Genomic DNA, 16,778 nt, shown 5'->3' on the forward strand with positions numbered 1-16,778 from the left:
TGACACGCTATCGGTTAATATTGCGACAAATAGAATGGGTAGGAGTAAAGGTTGATGCTCAAAATCGCGATCAATGGATTTGGCCGTATAGGCCGAAACGTGCTGCGTGCTGTTTATGAAAGTGGAAAGAATCAACACATCAAAATTGTTGCTGTGAATGAGTTAGCACAGGCTGATGCCATGGCTCACTTGTTGCAATACGATAGTACGCACGGACGTTTTTCACATTCAGTGACACACAGTCAAGAGCACCTATTTATCCATAACCGTGATGATTCTGTAGATGAAATTAGAATTCTACATTTAGGCGAAGTAGAGTTGCTTCCGTGGCGAGACCTTGATGTTGACATCGTTCTTGATTGTACTGGAGTTTATGGAAATCGCGATGATGGGTTAGGCCACTTAGCCGCAGGAGCAAAAAAAGTACTCTTCTCTAATCCGGGCTCTGCTGATTTGGATAATACTGTGATTTATGGCGTTAACCATCAGTCACTTAAAGCCAACGACTTAATCGTCTCAAATGGATCATGCACAACCAATTGTATTGTGCCTATTATTAAAGTGCTCGATGAGGCATTCGGTATTGACTCAGGAACCATTACTACGATTCACTCTTCGATGAATGATCAACAGGTCATTGATGCTTACCATGGTGATTTGCGTCGAACTCGAGCGGCGAGTCAATCTATCATTCCAGTCGATACCAAATTGCATAAAGGTATCGAACGAATATTCCCTAAGTTCTCTAATAAATTCGAAGCTATCTCAGTTCGCGTCCCAACAGTTAATGTTACTGCAATGGATTTAAGTGTCACAATTAACACAAATGTAAAAGTTAATGACGTAAATCAAACCATCGTGGAGGCTTCACGGTGTACATTACGTGACATTGTTGACTATACTGAAGCGCCACTTGTTTCCATCGACTTTAACCATGATCCACACAGTGCGATCGTTGATGGATCACAGACGAGAGTGAGTAATGGGCAGTTAGTTAAGATGCTCGTTTGGTGTGATAACGAGTGGGGATTTGCCAACCGAATGTTGGATACGGCATTGGCAATGCACACCGCGCATTAGTAAGTTTATTGATCGGGGTCGGAAAATTTATTTATTTTACATGGTAAAATAAATTATAATGCCCCTTAGAAAATTATTACCATTTTGATATTTGTAGATTCGGCAGGGCCGCCGAGTTAAGAACTTTAATCTTTATAACAATTTGAGAGGACAAACAATGTCTGTAATCAAGATGACTGACCTGGATTTAGCAGGTAAACGTGTATTTATCCGTGCTGATTTAAACGTACCTGTTAAAGAAGGCAAAGTAACTTCTGATGCTCGTATTCTTGCTTCGCTACCGACTATCAAACTTTGTCTTGAAGCTGGTGCAAAAGTAATGGTTACGTCTCACTTAGGTCGTCCAACTGAAGGTGAATATGCAGAAGAGTTCTCTTTGGCTCCTGTTGTTAACTATCTAAATGATGCACTTGATTGCCCAGTTACACTAGCGAAAGACTACCTTGAAGGTCTTGAACTAAATGCTGGTGAGTTGGTTGTTCTAGAAAACGTTCGTTTTAACAAGGGCGAGAAGAAGAACGAAGAAGCGCTTTCTAAGAAGTATGCTGCATTGTGTGACATCTTTGTTATGGACGCATTTGGTACAGCTCACCGTGCTCAAGCGTCTACTCACGGTGTAGGTACTAACGCTCCAGTTGCATGTGCTGGTCCTCTTCTTGCGGCAGAACTTGAAGCATTAGGCAAAGCGATGGACAACCCAGCCCGTCCATTGGTTGCAATTGTTGGTGGTTCTAAAGTTTCTACTAAGCTAACCGTTCTTGAGTCTTTATCTAAAATTGCTGACCAACTTGTTGTTGGTGGCGGCATTGCAAACACCTTCATCGCAGCTGAAGGCCACAACGTCGGTAAGTCTTTGTACGAAGCTGACCTAGTTGAAACGGCTCAAAAGCTAATGAAAGAGTGTTCTATCCCTGTTGCAACTGACGTTGCATGTGCAAAAGCATTCGATGAGAACGCTGAAGCTGAAATTAAAAACGTTTCTGATGTTCAAGACGACGACATGATCTTCGACCTTGGCCCTGATTCAACTGCAGCACTTGCTGAAATTATCGGCAATGCAAAAACAATCCTTTGGAACGGCCCAGTTGGCGTATTCGAATTCAAGAACTTTGAAGCGGGTACAGCAGGTATTTCTAAAGCAATTGCTGATTCTGAAGGCTTCTCTGTTGCAGGTGGTGGTGACACTTTAGCTGCTATCGATAAGTTCGGTATCAAAGCTGATGTTTCTTACATCTCTACCGGTGGCGGTGCTTTCCTTGAGTTTGTTGAAGGCAAAGTTCTACCAGCAGTTGCAATGTTAGAAGAAAGAGCAAAAGCATAATTATTACAAAAGCGGGGAGAAACCTCGCTTTGTTGTTTGCTGCAGCACGTTGTTTTCTTTGCTAGAATGACGTTGGGTGTGAGCAAACGTTTGCAAGAATTTAAACTTAACTGTTTTATTTTTAAAACGACAGAAAACAATAGGATTTAATCCATGTCTAAGATATTTGATTTTGTAAAACCGGGCGTAATTTCTGGTGATGATGTACAGAAAGTATTTGAAGTAGCGAAAGAGAATGGCTTCGCATTACCAGCAGTGAACTGTATCGGTACAGATTCAGTAAACGCGGTATTAGAAGCAGCAGCAAAAGTTAAATCTCCTGTTATCGTTCAATTTTCTAACGGCGGTGCTTCTTTCTTCGCAGGTAAAGGCGTAAAACTTGAAGGTCAAGGTGCAGCTATCCTTGGTGGTATTGCGGGAGCAAAATACGTTCATGCAGTTGCTGAAGCTTATGGCGTTCCAGTTATTCTTCATACTGACCATGCTGCTAAGAAACTTCTTCCTTGGATCGACGGACTACTAGACGCGGGTGAAGAGTTCTTCGCACAAACGGGTAAGCCTCTTTTCTCTTCACACATGTTAGATCTTTCTGAAGAATCTTTAGAAGAAAACATCGACACTTGTGCTAAATATCTAGCTCGCATGGCTAAAATGGACATGACAATCGAGATTGAACTAGGTTGTACTGGTGGTGAAGAAGATGGTGTTGATAACTCTGACATGGACGCATCTGAGCTATATACTTCTCCTGAAGATGTTGCATACGCATACGAAAAACTAAACGCGGTTAGCCCACGTTTCACTATCGCAGCTTCTTTCGGTAACGTACACGGTGTATATAAGCCTGGTAACGTTGTTCTTACTCCAACTATCCTACGTGACTCTCAAGCATACTGTGCAGAGAAATTTGGTATTGCACCAAACGCTCTAAACTTTGTATTCCACGGCGGTTCAGGTTCAACTGAAGCTGAAATCCAAGAGTCAATCGGCTATGGTGTTATCAAAATGAACATCGATACTGATACTCAGTGGGCATGTTGGGATGGTATCCGTTCTTACGAAGAGAAGAACCACGACTTCCTTCAAGGTCAAATTGGTAACCCTACTGGTGATGATGCGCCAAATAAGAAGTACTACGATCCTCGCGTATGGTTACGTGCTGGTCAAACTTCAATGGTTACTCGTCTTGAAAAAGCATTTGCAGATCTAAACTCAGTAGACGTACTATAATTCGTCCTAGGTTAAATCAAGTTTAATAAACCGCTCTTTGGAGCGGTTTTTTTTGCGAATTCGTAAGTGAATGATAAGGTTTTTTGTCTTAAATATTGTTCTATTTAGAGTAAATGCTACTAAATTGTGAATTTCGGATATAAAGGCTAGATTTAACCTGCTCTGTTAGAGTATTTTATTCGCGTAAATTTGTTCAATTTCAATGTAAGGGTAAGGCTATATGGCAACTGAAGACAAAATTGTGCCAGATGTATCAGATGTAACCGAGAGTATTTCTCGATTAGAAACTTGGTTAACCAATAACTCAGATCTTTTGATTCAATATGGTGTGAATATTATTTCTGCTATTTTGATTCTGTTTATTGGTAACATTATTGTTAAAGCGATCGCGAGAAGCATTGGTAAGTTGCTGGCTAAGCGTGAAATGGATCAAGCGGTTGTTGATTTTGTTTCGGCCTTGGTTCGTTACCTTCTATTCGTTATTGTCTTAATTGCGGCATTAGGCCGAGTTGGGGTTCAAACGGCATCTGTTGTTGCGGTTATTGGTGCGGCAGGTTTAGCGGTTGGTTTAGCGCTACAAGGTTCGTTATCTAACTTTGCTGCGGGTGTGTTAATCGTTGCATTTCGTCCATTCAAGTCAGGCGATTATGTTGAAATTGGCGGTGTTGCTGGTTCAGTATCTTCAATTCAGATTTTTCAAACTGTGTTGAAAACGCCAGATAACAAGATGATTGTTGTACCAAATGGCGGTGTTATCGGGGGACCAATTGTCAATTATTCTCACCATGCCACTCGTCGTATCGATTTTACTATTGGTGTTTCTTATAGTGCTGACTTACAGAAATCTAAAGAACTCATTACAAAAATCATCGAGGCTGATAGTCGTGTATTGAAAGAGCCAGGTGTGACTGTTGGTGTGGTTGAACTAGCCGATTCTTCAGTGAATTTTGTTGCTCGCCCTTGGGTGAAAACAGAAGACTATTGGGCGGTGTATTTTGATTTGTTGCAAGCGATGAAAGAAGGCTTGGATAAAGAAGGAATCGAAATTCCATTCCCACAAATGGATGTTAACCTGAATAAAGTAGGGTAAAGAATACTTCCATCCTACTCAATTCAAAAAGCGGCCAATTGGCCGCTTTTTTTAGGTTCTTTTCCTTCGTTTTTTCATTGTATTGACTAACCTTAACAAAGGTTTTATAGCGAGAGCCAAAGTGTGAATGCGATATAGAGCATTATCGTACCAACCAAAAAATCGATGCTCATTTGGACTTTGGGCTTGAAAAGCGTTGTAGATAATTTTGATGCTGCTGTCGCCAGTAAAAAGAACCACGAGAAAGATGCGATGATTGTTCCAATAGCAAATGACATACGATCGATGCCCTCAAACTTCCCACCCAACGAACCTAAAATGACAATGGTATCAATATAAACGTGTGGGTTTAGTACTGAAACTGCCAATGCTCCCAATACAACCGTAATTCGTTTTTTTGTTTGATCGGTACTGGCTTCCAAGGGCTCTTGTCTATGGGCTCGCGAGAACATGCTGCGAAATGACAATAGACCATAAACAGATAGGAATAGAATGCCAGAAATTGTGACTATCTCGAGCAATAATGGCGACGATGTGAGTAATGCACCACCACCAAATATACCAATGCAGATGAAGGTAAAATCCATCAATCCACATGTGAAGGCGGTCGTTAGATAGTGCTGGCGTTTGATTCCTTGGTTTAATACATAAGCATTTTGAGCACCAATAGGAATGATCATACCTAACCCTAATGTTAGCCCTTGAAGTAAAACCCAGATGTTCATTTTGTTCTCGATAAATTTGGTCGTTGATTGACGCGTAGCTTAACGTTATCTTTATGATTAAAGAAATTAATGATTTTAATATTACATTAGAGATTCTTATAATGCGTGGGCTCGACTATAAATGGATAGAAGCATTAGAAGCGGTAATGAGTTATGGCAGTTTTGAACGAGCGGCTGAACAACTCAACATTACCCAATCTGCTGTATCGCAACGGATTAAACAGCTTGAAAAGTTTGTCTCGCAACCTGTATTAATTAGAGCAACTCCGTTGTCTTTAACGGCGGTAGGCAGCAAGCTCGTTGAGTTGTATCGCAAGGTTCAAATGCTGGAACAAGAGCTTGTTCCTGAGCTATTGAACCAAGCTACACAAGCGCCAGTATCAATCGCTATTGCCGCGAATTCTGATAGCTTGGCAACTTGGCTTCTTCCTGCTCTTTCGGAGTTACTATTATCGCAACACATCGAATTAACCATTCAAACTGATTTAGAATCAAAGGCCCTTGATAAGTTGAAAAATGGGGAAGTCGCGGGGAGTATCAGTATCTACCCAGAGCCATTAGCCGGTTGTACTTCCGAGTATTTGGGGAAAATGGAATATCTATGTGTTTGTACGCCCAATTATTATCAGCGTTATTTTGCATCTGGGGTAAATCGGGAAACATTATCTCTCGCGCCAATCGTTAAATTTAACCAATACGATACCATGCATGTCGATTTCCTAGTGAAGCACTTTCAGGTTAACCCACGACAGCTGCACCAACATTATGTCGCCAGCTCCGAAGCGTTTGTTAAGTTTGCCTTATGCGGGGCGGCAAGTTGTTTGATTCCTAGAATACAAATCGAAGATGCATTAGAGCAGGGGCTCTTGATTGAAATTATGCCTTCGTTGACTCATACGAACTATATATATTGGCATCATTGGCAGCTAGAAACTGGCGTATTGAAACAATTAACTCAAGCTATTCTGGAATATAGCAAGTCAAATTTAATCCAGTAAAGGAGGTGTATCGTCAAGGTTGTGTGATTTTTACTTCTAAAAGTGAACGCTCTGTCGTGAGCTAATCTAATATTCTACTGGGATGCAATTACAATCTTGGAGATTGATACATGATTAAAGCCGTTTTTATTGCGATGACACTATTTACCTCGGGAGCTCTTTCTGCTGCAGAGCTCAAAGCAGCTCATATCGCAACCACAGGAATTGGAGAGGTGTCTGTCGCTCCGGACTCTGCACTGTTTAATGTGCAAGTCGAGCAATCAAATTTGAATGCGGAACAAGCTAAAAGTGCTGTCGATGACATCGTGAAAGCGTATATAGAAAAGCTTGTGGAACACGGTGAGTCAACAGAGAAAATTTCGAGTTCTAACCTTTTCCTATCACCACAATATTACTACCCAAAGAATGGCCAACCAGATTTGATTGGTTATAAAGCGGTAAGAAAAATTACGGTTGATGTCGATGATATTTCCAAATTGAACCTTTACTTGGACGTGGCGCTAGAGCAAGGGGTAACCAGCGTTAATCGTATTGAACTGAAAGTAAAAGATAGAGAGACTTATCGTTTGAAAGCAACGCAAGCTGCAATCGCGGATGCGAAAAGCAATGCCAAATTACTCGCAGAAGGATTTGGTCGCGAGTTGGGTGACATTTGGGAAATCAATTACCAATCTCCACAAGCTCCACATTCTCCAGGTTTAATGCGTTCGATGTCGTTGGAGCAAAGTAACGTTTTTAAAGATTATCAAGACACCAATATTGTCATCAAAGACAACGTGAACGTCATCTATGAATTGAAGTAATGTTTTTATTTTCTAACCAAAAGATATACGACCTTAGTTTAATGTTGATTAATTCTTGAGCATTGTCACAAAAGTATTATACTGATATAAGTGTCAAGCAAGTATCCCAATAATGGATGTTAGCTCTACTTTTTGTCAGTTATAGCGTAAGTAAAGTACTGCTAGCTTCGTGATGTGGGTTGAGGTAGTGGGTATGACTCATTTTTTGGTTAGATTAACCATTGGCTGTTTAGCCATATTAGGCGTTAAGTTAAGTGCACTTTATTTTTTGCCTTTGGTATTACTGCTAAACACTCATAATAAAGAGTTTTTTGGTTGGTAATACAACGTAGAGAATAAAAAAATCGGAGCCCTAGGCTCCGATTTTTTGTTTAAGCTCTGTTGTAATTAAAGTACGTGTACAGATGCTGTGTTGGTTGTTCCTGATGCAACGAGTGCGCCAGATACCATAACAACGATATCGCCTTTCTTACCAAAACCAGCTTCTAAAGCGTAGCTCTTACCGTTTTTGTAGAACTCATCAGTGTTATCGATAGAGTCAACAAGAACTGGACGAACGCCTTTAGTCAAAACAAGTTGAGCAGCCGTTTTAGGGTTGGTTGTTAGTGCAATGATGCTTGCTGTTGGGAAGTACTTACGTACTGAACGCGCAGATTTACCACCTTTAGTTGCAACAATGATGAGTGGTGCCGCTAGTTTTTCAGCTGTGTCTACAGCACCTTTACATACTGCTTCAGTGATGCGTAGGCGTGGGCTATCTAAACGAGAACCTAGCTCAGCTTTAAGAGCGCTATCTGTACGGTTTGCAATTTGAGCCATGATTGTCACAGCTTCAACTGGGTATTTACCTTTCGCAGTTTCACCAGAAAGCATAACAGCATCAGTACCATCCATGATTGCGTTTGCAACATCACCCGCTTCTGCACGAGTTGGACGTGGGTTGCTGATCATTGAGTCAAGCATTTGAGTTGCAGTGATAACCACTTTACGTGCGCGGTTACATTTTTCGATCATCATCTTCTGAGCGAAAATTACTTCTTCTGCAGGGATTTCAACACCAAGGTCACCACGAGCAACCATGATACCGTCAGACGCTTCTAGAATCGCATCGAAGTTATCAACGCCTTCTTGGTTTTCGATTTTAGAAATGATGTGGATGTTTTCACCACCGTGAGCATTAAGAAGCTCACGGATTTCTTTAACGTCTTCTTCTTTACGGATGAAAGAAGCAGCAACGAAATCAACTCCTTGCTCACAACCAAACTTAAGGTCAGCTTTATCTTTTTCAGAAAGTGCAGGAAGCTGAACAGAAACACCAGGAAGGTTTACACCTTTGTTTTCGCCAAGTGGGCCGTTGTTCAATACTTTACATTTAACTTCGCTATCTGTTGTCGCGGTAACTTCCATTTCAATCAAACCATCATCAACAAGGATGGTGTTTCCTGCTGAAAGGTCTTTTGCGAAACCAGGGTAAGTAACAGCAACAACATCTTTATTACCAACAACTGAAGTATCAGTCGTAAAAGTAAATTCTTGACCTGCAACGAGATCAACATCATTTCCGCCTTCAAGCTTGATAGTACGGATTTCTGGTCCTTTAGTATCGAGAAGGATTGCTAACTGTTTGCCAACATTTCCCATTACTTCACGGAAGTTTTTGATACGAGTTCCATGTTCTTCAAAGTCACCGTGTGAGAAGTTCAAGCGCATAACGTTCATGCCAGCGTTAACAAGTTGGCCTAGTTTTTCTACTGATTCAGTTTTAGGACCAATTGTACATACAATTTTAGTCTTCTTTACGGTTGTGTTCGTTTTCATGAAAGGTTGTCTCCGGTAAATTTTATTCAATTTTAATTTATTTGATGCCCTAAAGTGCGGTTTGTCGTAACAAGCATTTTGCATTACGAGATAATATTTACGCTCACTTTAGTGCTGAAAGTCGTTCAACAATTCGGTCATTTTATAACTACATAAAAACCAGTTTCTGCCTCGGTTTTTACATTATAGTCCGTGATATTGGAAATTTTTGGCTAATTCTAAGTAAGTTATCATTCAATTCTGTAATTTACTTTCGTAAGGCGGGCCAATTCTAACACCTAATGAGAGTAATATCACTGTTTAAGACTTGTCTTAGGACAAGGTTTTTGCATCAATAATTATTTTTTTTATTGAAATAAATAGATAAAACATTTCGACTGAACTATTATTTCTTTTGAAACGAAATCAAATCTAGAGTTTTAAATGTCGAAACGAAACACTCAAGCTCGTCGTCATACGATTGTCTCCCTAGTAAATCAAAAGGGAGAGGTAAGCGTAGAAGAGCTATCAAGTCAATTTGAAACATCGGAAGTCACTATCAGAAAGGACTTATCGACTCTCGATAAGAGTGGGTTGTTACTACGTCGTTATGGCGGTGCGGTGGCATTACCAAAAGACATCATTTCTGAACAAACCATAAAAAATGTTTCGAATCGAAAGTTATCACTGGCCGTCGCTGCAGCAGAACTCATTCGTGATCATAATAGACTGGTGATCGACAGCGGTACGACAACCGGTGCATTGATTCCACAGCTGAGTGAAAAGCAAGGTCTGGTCGTTATGACCAACTCTCTCTATGTGGCCAATGCACTGAATGAATTAGAAAATGAACCTATTTTACTGATGACGGGTGGAACATGGGATCCTCATTCAGACTCATTTCAAGGTCAGGTCGCTGAGTCGGTATTACGTTCTTACGATTTTGACCAACTTTTTATTGGCTGCGATGGCATTGATTTAGAGCGTGGCACAGTCACATTCAATGAATTAGTCGGTTTAAGTAAAGTGATGGCGAATGTAGCAAGAGAAGTCATCGTCATGGCTGAATCCGACAAAATAGGCCGCAAGATACCCAACCTCGAGCTTGGTTGGGAAATAATTGACGTATTAGTGACCGATAATCGGTTAACTGATGCACAAGTACAAACAATAGAGTCATTCGATGTCCGTGTGATTCGAGCAAATTAATGCGTTATCCGATCAGGTTGGGTAATGTAACACCAAATAATAAGAGGTATTAATTATGTGTGGGATCGTTGGTGCAGTGGCACAGCGTGATGTCGCTGAGATTTTAGTTGAAGGTTTACGTCGTCTTGAGTATCGCGGATATGATTCTGCGGGAATCGCTGTGGTTGATACCAATTGCGAACTCACTCGTGTGCGCCGTTTGGGGAAAGTACAAGAGTTGGCCGATGCGGTCAATGAAGCCAATGTTATTGGTGGAACAGGTATTGCTCACACACGTTGGGCGACCCATGGTGAACCTTCTGAAATCAATGCTCACCCTCATATTTCCGGCGACATTGCGGTGGTTCATAATGGCATTATTGAAAACTACGAAGCACTGCGAGAAGTTCTAAAAGAGCGAGGGTATGTGTTTGCTTCTGAAACCGATACCGAAGTTATTGCTCATTTAGTCGAGTGGGAATACCGCACTTCCGAGACCTTAATTGAAGCACTACACAAAACCGCCGCACAGTTAGAGGGCGCTTACGGAACGGTTATTGTTGACCGAAACGATCCAGAACGTATTGTGGTTGCTCGCTCTGGTAGCCCGATTGTTATTGGTTATGGTGTTGGGGAAAACTTTCTTGCGTCAGACCAGTTGGCATTATTGAACGTGACGCGTCGTTTCTCTTATTTAGAAGAAGGCGATGTGGCTGAAATTACACGCCGTGAAGTGAAAGTTCTCGATGTCTCTGGAAACCCTGTTGAGCGAGAAATTATTGAATCGACGGTTGAACTCGATGCGGGTACAAAAGCCGGTTACCGTCACTTTATGCAAAAAGAGATCTTCGAACAGCCAACATCAATGAAGAATGTGATGGAAGGTCGTGTGACGAAAGATTCCGTGATTACAGAAAGTATCGGTATTAATGCGGTTGAGATCTTAAGTAAAGTTGAGCATGTTCAGATCATTGCTTGTGGTACATCGTATAATTCTGGAATGGCCGCTCGCTACTGGTTTGAAAGTCTTGCTGGCGTAAGCTGTGATGTGGAGATTGCCTCTGAATTCCGCTATCGCAACTTTGTTGTTCGTCCAAATAGCTTGTTGATTACCTTGTCTCAGTCGGGAGAAACCGCGGATACACTGGCAGCACTTCGCATCGCAAAAGAGAAAGGTTACATGTCGGCCATGACGATCTGTAACGTCTCTGGCTCTTCAATGGTTCGTGAATCGGACATTGCATTTATGACCCGAGCAGGAACGGAAATCGGTGTGGCCTCAACAAAAGCCTTTACCACTCAGCTTACTGCAATGCTGATGTTGGTGACAGCAATTGGTAAACATCAAGGACGTATTGATCAGGCTAAAGAAGCCGAAATTGTAAAAGAAATCCATAGCTTGCCGGTTTATATGGAAAGTGCACTGTCGTTTGATAAAGAGATTGAAGCGCTAGCCGAAGACTTTGCCGATAAGCAACATGCCATGTTCCTTGGTCGCGGCGAATATTACCCAATCGCGATGGAAGCAGCACTGAAAATGAAAGAAATTTCATACATTCACGCTGAAGCCTATGCTGCTGGTGAATTAAAACACGGGCCTTTGGCTTTAATTGATGCTGACATGCCTGTTGTTGTGATTGCACCTACTAACGATTTGTTAGAAAAACTTAAGTCGAACGTGGAAGAAGTACGTGCTCGCGGTGGTTTACTATACGTTTTCGCAGGCGAGCAAGCTGGCTTTGAAGGCGATGAGAATATGAAGGTGATTAAAATGCCTCAAGTAAGCGAAATTGTTGCCCCAATTTTCTACACTGTCCCAACACAGCTTTTGGCCTACCATGTTGCTTTAATTAAAGGTACCGATGTGGACCAACCTCGTAACCTCGCAAAAGCGGTGACGGTGGAATAGTTCAGCGTCGTTTGATTTAGACAGATGTAGTCGGATAATAAAGTTTGATCGAAGTTAATAAAGTTTGATCAAAAATAATAAAGTCTGATCAAAAAATTGCCTCTTGGTGTATGGTGAATACATCAGGAGGTATTTTTTATGCCAGATTCAAATAAGCCAGTTCATCCAGCTGATCTCAAAAAGCTCAAAACACGTGGTAAAGGCGTGGGAAAAGATTATAAGCCGTTTATCTACATTCATGAGCTGAGTAGTTTGGGAGAAAGTTGTCGAAGCAACAGCGCTACGGTTGGTCGAGTTCATCATCTCCTATCTCGCCTTGAGTTAGCAGCTTTCCTCTCATTTGATTATTCCTCCAATACCCTCGATATTCGAGAGCAGTATCCCATCCCAATAGAAGATACCTTGGATGTTTGTCGCCAGTTAGGAATTAAACATCCTCAGATTTCAGGCAAACTCAAAGTTGTTACTACGGATTTGCTGTTTGATTTTAAAAAGCAGAAACAATTGGCATTGACCGTTAAGTATGTAGATGAGTTAGCAGATCCCCGAGTTATTGATAAGCTTCAAATTGAAAAAGCGTATTGGGATAATAAGGGCGCTGACTGGCTTATATTCACTGAACGCCAAATTGAACCTGGCTTAAAAGAGAATCTACAATGGGTCCATCCTGCGTTAGTTAATGACTCCGGTGAACGCTCAAATCAAGAACTGTTGAGCATAGTGGAACGCCTGTTAACTCATCAAAACGTAAAAGTCGGTGGCTTGTGTGCTCAACTTGATGATAGCTACCAAGTTGAACCTGGTTTTCATATAGAAGCTTTTAGATTAGCTATTGCTAGAAAGATAGTTTTAGCACCATTGGCGCAATCATTTTACCACTGGACAACAAGTGAGTTGGTTATTACCGAGCACTCCTTAGCGTTAAGGAGAGGAAATGTATCTTAATCAAGTGTATTTAGATAATTTAACTCAGCATCGCTATCGGGTTGTATGGGAACACCTGAACTTTTGTATGGCAATCGATATTGATGATGACAGCGCATGGCCGATTCAGTTTGATATTGATGACTTATTAAATCTCGAGCAATTTTCACTAATTAGTGAGCCATTTGTTTTACCGTCGGTTGAAATAGGGAGTATCTCGGCAGAAAGAAGGGATGAAGCTTATCGAGTCATTACACATCTCCTTGACAACTACACTTTACTTTTTGATAAGGCGACTCGAAATCAGTTAATTAGAGAACAAGTAGAGAAGACTGATAAACCAAGAATTTATATTCTTCGTCAGCTCAGACGTTATTGGAAACGCGGAATGGCGCCCGATGCTTTAGCTCCTGATTACGAGAAGTGTGGGGGCGCTGGTACTCCAAGGCGCAACGTTAAGAACAAGCTTGGCCGAAAGCGCAAAAATGCTGATGGTGAAGGAATTATTATTACCGATGAAGTGGCTGACTTATTTCGTTTGGCAATAGATGGCTTTTACTTGAAAAATGAAAAAGTGAATCTCAAAGATGCTAAAGATAGAGCGGTTGGTTTCTACAAATCTCGTTATCCTAAAGCGGATAAAACGAGCATCCCAACACTATCTCAATTTAAATATTTCTATAAAACCAACTACCAGACTACCCATGTTCTCAAAGCTCGTACCCCACAAATCCAATTCAATAAGGATACAAGCCCGTTAACGAGTACTTCTGCTTATTTGAATTTTGGGCCAGGTGCTAGATATGAAATTGATGCAACAATTGTTGACCTGTATTTGGTCTCTGGGTTAGATAGAAATCGCATTATTGGACGGCCCGTAATTTATTATGTTAAAGACGTATTCAGCCGTATGGTGGTTGGACTATATGTGGGTCTAGAAAACCCATCTTGGGCGACAGCTACGATTGCCTTAGCGAATGCTTTTTCAGATAAAGTGAAATATTGCCAAGAGTTTGGGATTGAGATTGATTCATCAATGTGGCCAAGTATCGGTATTCCAGCCACGATTACGGCTGACCGAGGAGAAATGTTAGGGAGGCAAGCCGATGTTCTAGTTAACCGCTTAGGTATTTCACTAACCAATACCCGAGCGTATCGGGGGAGTGATAAAGGTGTTGTTGAACGAGCATTTAAAGAAATGCATGCGAAAATAAAACCTTATGCCCAAGGTGTTGTAGAGCCTATGAATGGCAAAAAGCGTATCGGACATAGATATGAATTAGATGCTGAACTAACGCTTCGCGCATTTACTAAAATCGTTATTCATCATGTAATTAATCATAATACGACTCACGTTGTTACTAAATATGATTTTGCTCCTGATATGCCAACTGACCTTGTATCTAAGCCAATTGAACTTTGGAATTGGGGGGTGAAAAATCGTACTGGTAAGCTAAGGGTTGTGGATGAAGAACTCGCTTTTATCAATATGCTTCCTCAAGGTAAAGCAACTGTCTCTGTCACTGGAATCAAGTTTAATGGTATGTCCTATACCTGTAGCGAAGCTATGCAGATGGGATGGTTTCATCGGTCGCAATCAGTGACTAGACCTGAATCAGTTGATATTTCCTATGATCCTAGGAATACAAACGTAGTTTACTTAAGATCTGATACTCGGTTCGATTCTTATTGGGTTTGTTTATTGTCGGATAAAAGCCGAAGGTACCGTGATATGACGTTTTCTGAAGCTAAGCTTTTGCTGTCACAGGCCAAGAAAACGGAAGCAACCAATCAACAACAAGAAGACTTTGAAGCTCCAGATTTACAGCAGGAAATCATGCAGATTGTCAAACAAGAGCGAGATAAAAAAGCCCAATCTCCATCTTCTCAGACTAATACTGAAAAGCTTCGTGGCATTCGAGAAAACCGGAATGCTGAAAAAGAATTAGAACGACAAAAAGATAGAGATGAGTTGGCTGATAAATCGAAAAAACAAGAACTTGCTCCAGTTGTTCCAATTCGTTCATCAGATTCGGATGAATCTTTTGATTTTCCAGATTTAGATTCATTCTTGGAGGATGATGATGAATAGAATTCATACTGCATGTTACATTGACGCTGAAATTCAAGAGTATGAGGGCCATCCGTTAATTAATGCCTTACCATCAATTAATTCTCCTGAACAAACAGCTAAATTTCTTAATCTATATCCTAAAGTGACGAATGAAGAGCGAACCTTGCCTAGCCATATTCGCCGTCATGCAATGATGCGTATTTTGGACAAATTCTTATACCCGACTAAAGCGCATCTGCAATTGGAACAAATGATATCGGGGATGATTCGTAGTGGGTATCTGAGCCGAAATATTGCAGACAAAAGTTATGTAGAATCATTAAATGCAGTCGATAAAGTTAACAAGGTTAAGTCACGTAGAAATGCTGGTAACGAGGCTTTAGTTAGTTCAGTTATTGGATGCTCGGGCGCAGGTAAATCTACAGCTGTTGAAGCAATACTAGATAGTTATGAACAAGCTATATTGCACCCAGAATATCAGCATGTACAACTTGTATGGTTAAAATTGGAATGCCCACATGATGGTTCGGTTAAGAGTTTGTGTATCAACTACTTTAGGGCTGTCGATAAAGCTTTGAATACTAATTATCAAGAGGAATATGTGAAAGTTCGATCATCGGCAGAGTCATTGCTAGGTGATATCGCCAGAGTTGCTGCATTACACTCGATTGGTATTTTGGTCATTGATGAAATTCAACATCTTAATCATTTTAAGTCAGGTGGTTCCGAGCAAATTCTAAATTTTTTTGTAGCGTTAACTAACGTTATCAAAATACCCGTCCTTTTTGTTGGTACACCTAAAGCGAACGAAATCTTCAGTCCAACGATGCGCAGTGCAAGGCGTGCTGCTCAATTTGGTAGTTTGAATTGGGGGCGTTTTAACCGTTCTTCTCAACCGCAAAAAGACGATGAGTGGGAAAAATTTTTCGCTCGTTTATGGAAACTTCAGTGGTTTCAATCACCAGTTCCGCTAACTGTTGGTATACGTGACCTATTTTGGGAGTATACTCAAGGAATTGCGCATATTGCGGTGGTTTTGTTTTATCTTTGCCAAGTGCGAGCGGTAATCGTCGGAAAAGAATTGATCGATAGAAAGCTTGTCGAGAAAGTGTATAACGAAGAATTATCTATTGTTCGTCCGATGATTAACGCTTTGAGAGGTGGGCGGGAAGAAGAGATTCAGAAATATGCCGATCTTGATTTGCCGCTGAAAGAGGTTTTGGTCCTTGCTGAAGGATCTGATGAATTTATTGAGGATTCTATTGAGCAGGAAGAATCATTATTAAATTCTGATAGGCATTCCCAATTGGTAGCGTTGCTTCAACAGTTTAATATCGGTAGTGATTTGGCTCCTATTTTAGCAAAACAAGCTATGGAGCAGTTTCCAAACGAGGATCTGTTTGGATTGGTGGCAAAAGTTAAAGAACTAAAAGAACCGAAGCCTATAGCTAAAAAGAAAAAAGGCAATTATTCGGTTGGTTATACACCTGTCTACATCGAAAATGATTTAAGAATCATGTGTGATAGTGAACCGGAAGTGAGTTATGAAGCACTACACCGTGATGGAGTAATTATCGAGCTATCGGATTACTTATAGCGACCCAAAATTCAGTAAGTCCAAGAGGTGATTTAAGAGGGG

Annotated in this window: 14 protein-coding genes; 12 read left to right on the top strand and 2 right to left on the bottom strand. The window is 40.9% G+C overall.

Going from position 1 to position 16,778, the window contains the following annotated elements; translation table 11 throughout:
* Window positions 1-54: 54 nt before the first annotated feature.
* The 4 genes from epd to mscS all read left to right on the top strand — a co-directional run bounded on the left by epd (window position 55) and on the right by mscS (window position 4,721).
* The gene (epd, locus tag ACXJY6_RS08800; protein ID WP_456052853.1) at window positions 55-1,080 is read left to right on the top strand and encodes an erythrose-4-phosphate dehydrogenase; all 1,026 of its coding nucleotides are present in this window, start codon (window positions 55-57) and stop codon (window positions 1,078-1,080) included.
* A gap of 157 nt (window positions 1,081-1,237) precedes the next feature.
* Complete coding sequence (locus ACXJY6_RS08805; protein WP_458768104.1) at window positions 1,238-2,401, top strand: phosphoglycerate kinase; 1,164 nt, start codon at window positions 1,238-1,240, stop codon at window positions 2,399-2,401.
* 153 nt (window positions 2,402-2,554) lie between these two features.
* Entirely contained in the window at window positions 2,555-3,631 is a 1,077-nt protein-coding gene (fbaA, locus tag ACXJY6_RS08810; protein ID WP_456052851.1) for a class II fructose-bisphosphate aldolase, read from the top strand.
* A 220-nt stretch (window positions 3,632-3,851) separates the two neighbouring features.
* Window positions 3,852-4,721, top strand: coding sequence for a small-conductance mechanosensitive channel MscS (gene mscS, locus ACXJY6_RS08815; protein WP_456052850.1), 870 nt, complete (start codon window positions 3,852-3,854; stop codon window positions 4,719-4,721).
* A 104-nt stretch (window positions 4,722-4,825) separates the two neighbouring features.
* Here the strand turns inward: mscS and ACXJY6_RS08820 are convergent, their stop codons facing one another.
* The gene (locus ACXJY6_RS08820; RefSeq protein ID WP_458768105.1) at window positions 4,826-5,446 is read right to left on the bottom strand and encodes a LysE/ArgO family amino acid transporter; all 621 of its coding nucleotides are present in this window, start codon (window positions 5,444-5,446) and stop codon (window positions 4,826-4,828) included.
* A 101-nt stretch (window positions 5,447-5,547) separates the two neighbouring features.
* Between ACXJY6_RS08820 and ACXJY6_RS08825 the strand changes: the two genes are divergently transcribed.
* From ACXJY6_RS08825 to ACXJY6_RS08835, 3 genes are all read left to right on the top strand, one after another.
* Entirely contained in the window at window positions 5,548-6,444 is an 897-nt protein-coding gene (locus ACXJY6_RS08825; protein WP_458768229.1) for a LysR family transcriptional regulator ArgP, read from the top strand.
* Window positions 6,445-6,554: 110 nt separating this feature from the next.
* A complete protein-coding gene (locus ACXJY6_RS08830; protein ID WP_456052848.1) occupies window positions 6,555-7,247 on the top strand; it encodes an SIMPL domain-containing protein in 693 nt (230 codons plus the stop codon).
* A gap of 193 nt (window positions 7,248-7,440) precedes the next feature.
* On the top strand, window positions 7,441-7,569 hold the full coding sequence (locus ACXJY6_RS08835; protein WP_458768106.1) for a hypothetical protein: 129 nt from the start codon (window positions 7,441-7,443) through the stop codon (window positions 7,567-7,569).
* A gap of 65 nt (window positions 7,570-7,634) precedes the next feature.
* Here ACXJY6_RS08835 and pykF read toward each other — a convergent pair whose 3' ends face one another.
* Complete coding sequence (pykF, locus tag ACXJY6_RS08840; protein WP_456052847.1) at window positions 7,635-9,065, bottom strand: pyruvate kinase PykF; 1,431 nt, start codon at window positions 9,063-9,065, stop codon at window positions 7,635-7,637.
* Window positions 9,066-9,488: 423 nt separating this feature from the next.
* Between pykF and ACXJY6_RS08845 the strand changes: the two genes are divergently transcribed.
* From ACXJY6_RS08845 to ACXJY6_RS08865, 5 genes are all read left to right on the top strand, one after another.
* Window positions 9,489-10,253 carry a DeoR/GlpR family DNA-binding transcription regulator gene (locus ACXJY6_RS08845; protein ID WP_458768107.1) on the top strand — a complete coding sequence of 255 codons (765 nt, stop codon included), beginning with the start codon at window positions 9,489-9,491 and terminating at the stop codon, window positions 10,251-10,253.
* A 55-nt stretch (window positions 10,254-10,308) separates the two neighbouring features.
* Window positions 10,309-12,141 (top strand): glutamine--fructose-6-phosphate transaminase (isomerizing), encoded by a 1,833-nt coding sequence (gene glmS, locus ACXJY6_RS08850; RefSeq protein WP_458768108.1) that lies wholly within the window; start codon window positions 10,309-10,311, stop codon window positions 12,139-12,141.
* Between the two features lie 138 nt (window positions 12,142-12,279).
* A complete protein-coding gene (locus ACXJY6_RS08855; RefSeq protein ID WP_458768109.1) occupies window positions 12,280-13,086 on the top strand; it encodes a TnsA endonuclease N-terminal domain-containing protein in 807 nt (268 codons plus the stop codon).
* Window positions 13,076-15,157: a TnsB C-terminal domain-containing protein gene (locus tag ACXJY6_RS08860; protein WP_458768110.1), complete on the top strand. Its 2,082-nt coding sequence runs from the start codon at window positions 13,076-13,078 to the stop codon at window positions 15,155-15,157. The genes ACXJY6_RS08855 and ACXJY6_RS08860 overlap by 11 nt, the downstream gene beginning before the upstream one ends.
* Complete coding sequence (locus ACXJY6_RS08865) at window positions 15,150-16,736, top strand: ATP-binding protein (RefSeq protein ID WP_458768111.1); 1,587 nt, start codon at window positions 15,150-15,152, stop codon at window positions 16,734-16,736. Before ACXJY6_RS08860 ends, ACXJY6_RS08865 begins: the two co-directional genes overlap by 8 nt.
* The last annotated feature ends 42 nt before the right edge of the window (window positions 16,737-16,778 follow it).

Source organism: Vibrio phycocola (assembly GCF_054404255.1).

Excerpts from the sequence above, each read along its gene's own strand:
- fbaA (WP_456052851.1), top strand. The coding sequence starts at position 2,555 with ATGTCTAAGATATTTGATTTTGTAAAACCGGGCGTAATTTCTGGTGAT.
- pykF (WP_456052847.1), bottom strand. The coding sequence starts at position 9,065 with ATGAAAACGAACACAACCGTAAAGAAGACTAAAATTGTATGTACAATT.
- epd (WP_456052853.1), top strand. The coding sequence starts at position 55 with ATGCTCAAAATCGCGATCAATGGATTTGGCCGTATAGGCCGAAACGTG.
- ACXJY6_RS08860 (WP_458768110.1), top strand. The coding sequence starts at position 13,076 with ATGTATCTTAATCAAGTGTATTTAGATAATTTAACTCAGCATCGCTAT.
- ACXJY6_RS08825 (WP_458768229.1), top strand. The coding sequence starts at position 5,548 with ATGCGTGGGCTCGACTATAAATGGATAGAAGCATTAGAAGCGGTAATG.
- ACXJY6_RS08805 (WP_458768104.1), top strand. The coding sequence starts at position 1,238 with ATGTCTGTAATCAAGATGACTGACCTGGATTTAGCAGGTAAACGTGTA.
- ACXJY6_RS08830 (WP_456052848.1), top strand. The coding sequence starts at position 6,555 with ATGATTAAAGCCGTTTTTATTGCGATGACACTATTTACCTCGGGAGCT.
- ACXJY6_RS08835 (WP_458768106.1), top strand. The coding sequence starts at position 7,441 with ATGACTCATTTTTTGGTTAGATTAACCATTGGCTGTTTAGCCATATTA.
- ACXJY6_RS08820 (WP_458768105.1), bottom strand. The coding sequence starts at position 5,446 with ATGAACATCTGGGTTTTACTTCAAGGGCTAACATTAGGGTTAGGTATG.
- mscS (WP_456052850.1), top strand. The coding sequence starts at position 3,852 with ATGGCAACTGAAGACAAAATTGTGCCAGATGTATCAGATGTAACCGAG.
- ACXJY6_RS08845 (WP_458768107.1), top strand. The coding sequence starts at position 9,489 with ATGTCGAAACGAAACACTCAAGCTCGTCGTCATACGATTGTCTCCCTA.
- ACXJY6_RS08865 (WP_458768111.1), top strand. The coding sequence starts at position 15,150 with ATGAATAGAATTCATACTGCATGTTACATTGACGCTGAAATTCAAGAG.
- ACXJY6_RS08855 (WP_458768109.1), top strand. The coding sequence starts at position 12,280 with ATGCCAGATTCAAATAAGCCAGTTCATCCAGCTGATCTCAAAAAGCTC.
- glmS (WP_458768108.1), top strand. The coding sequence starts at position 10,309 with ATGTGTGGGATCGTTGGTGCAGTGGCACAGCGTGATGTCGCTGAGATT.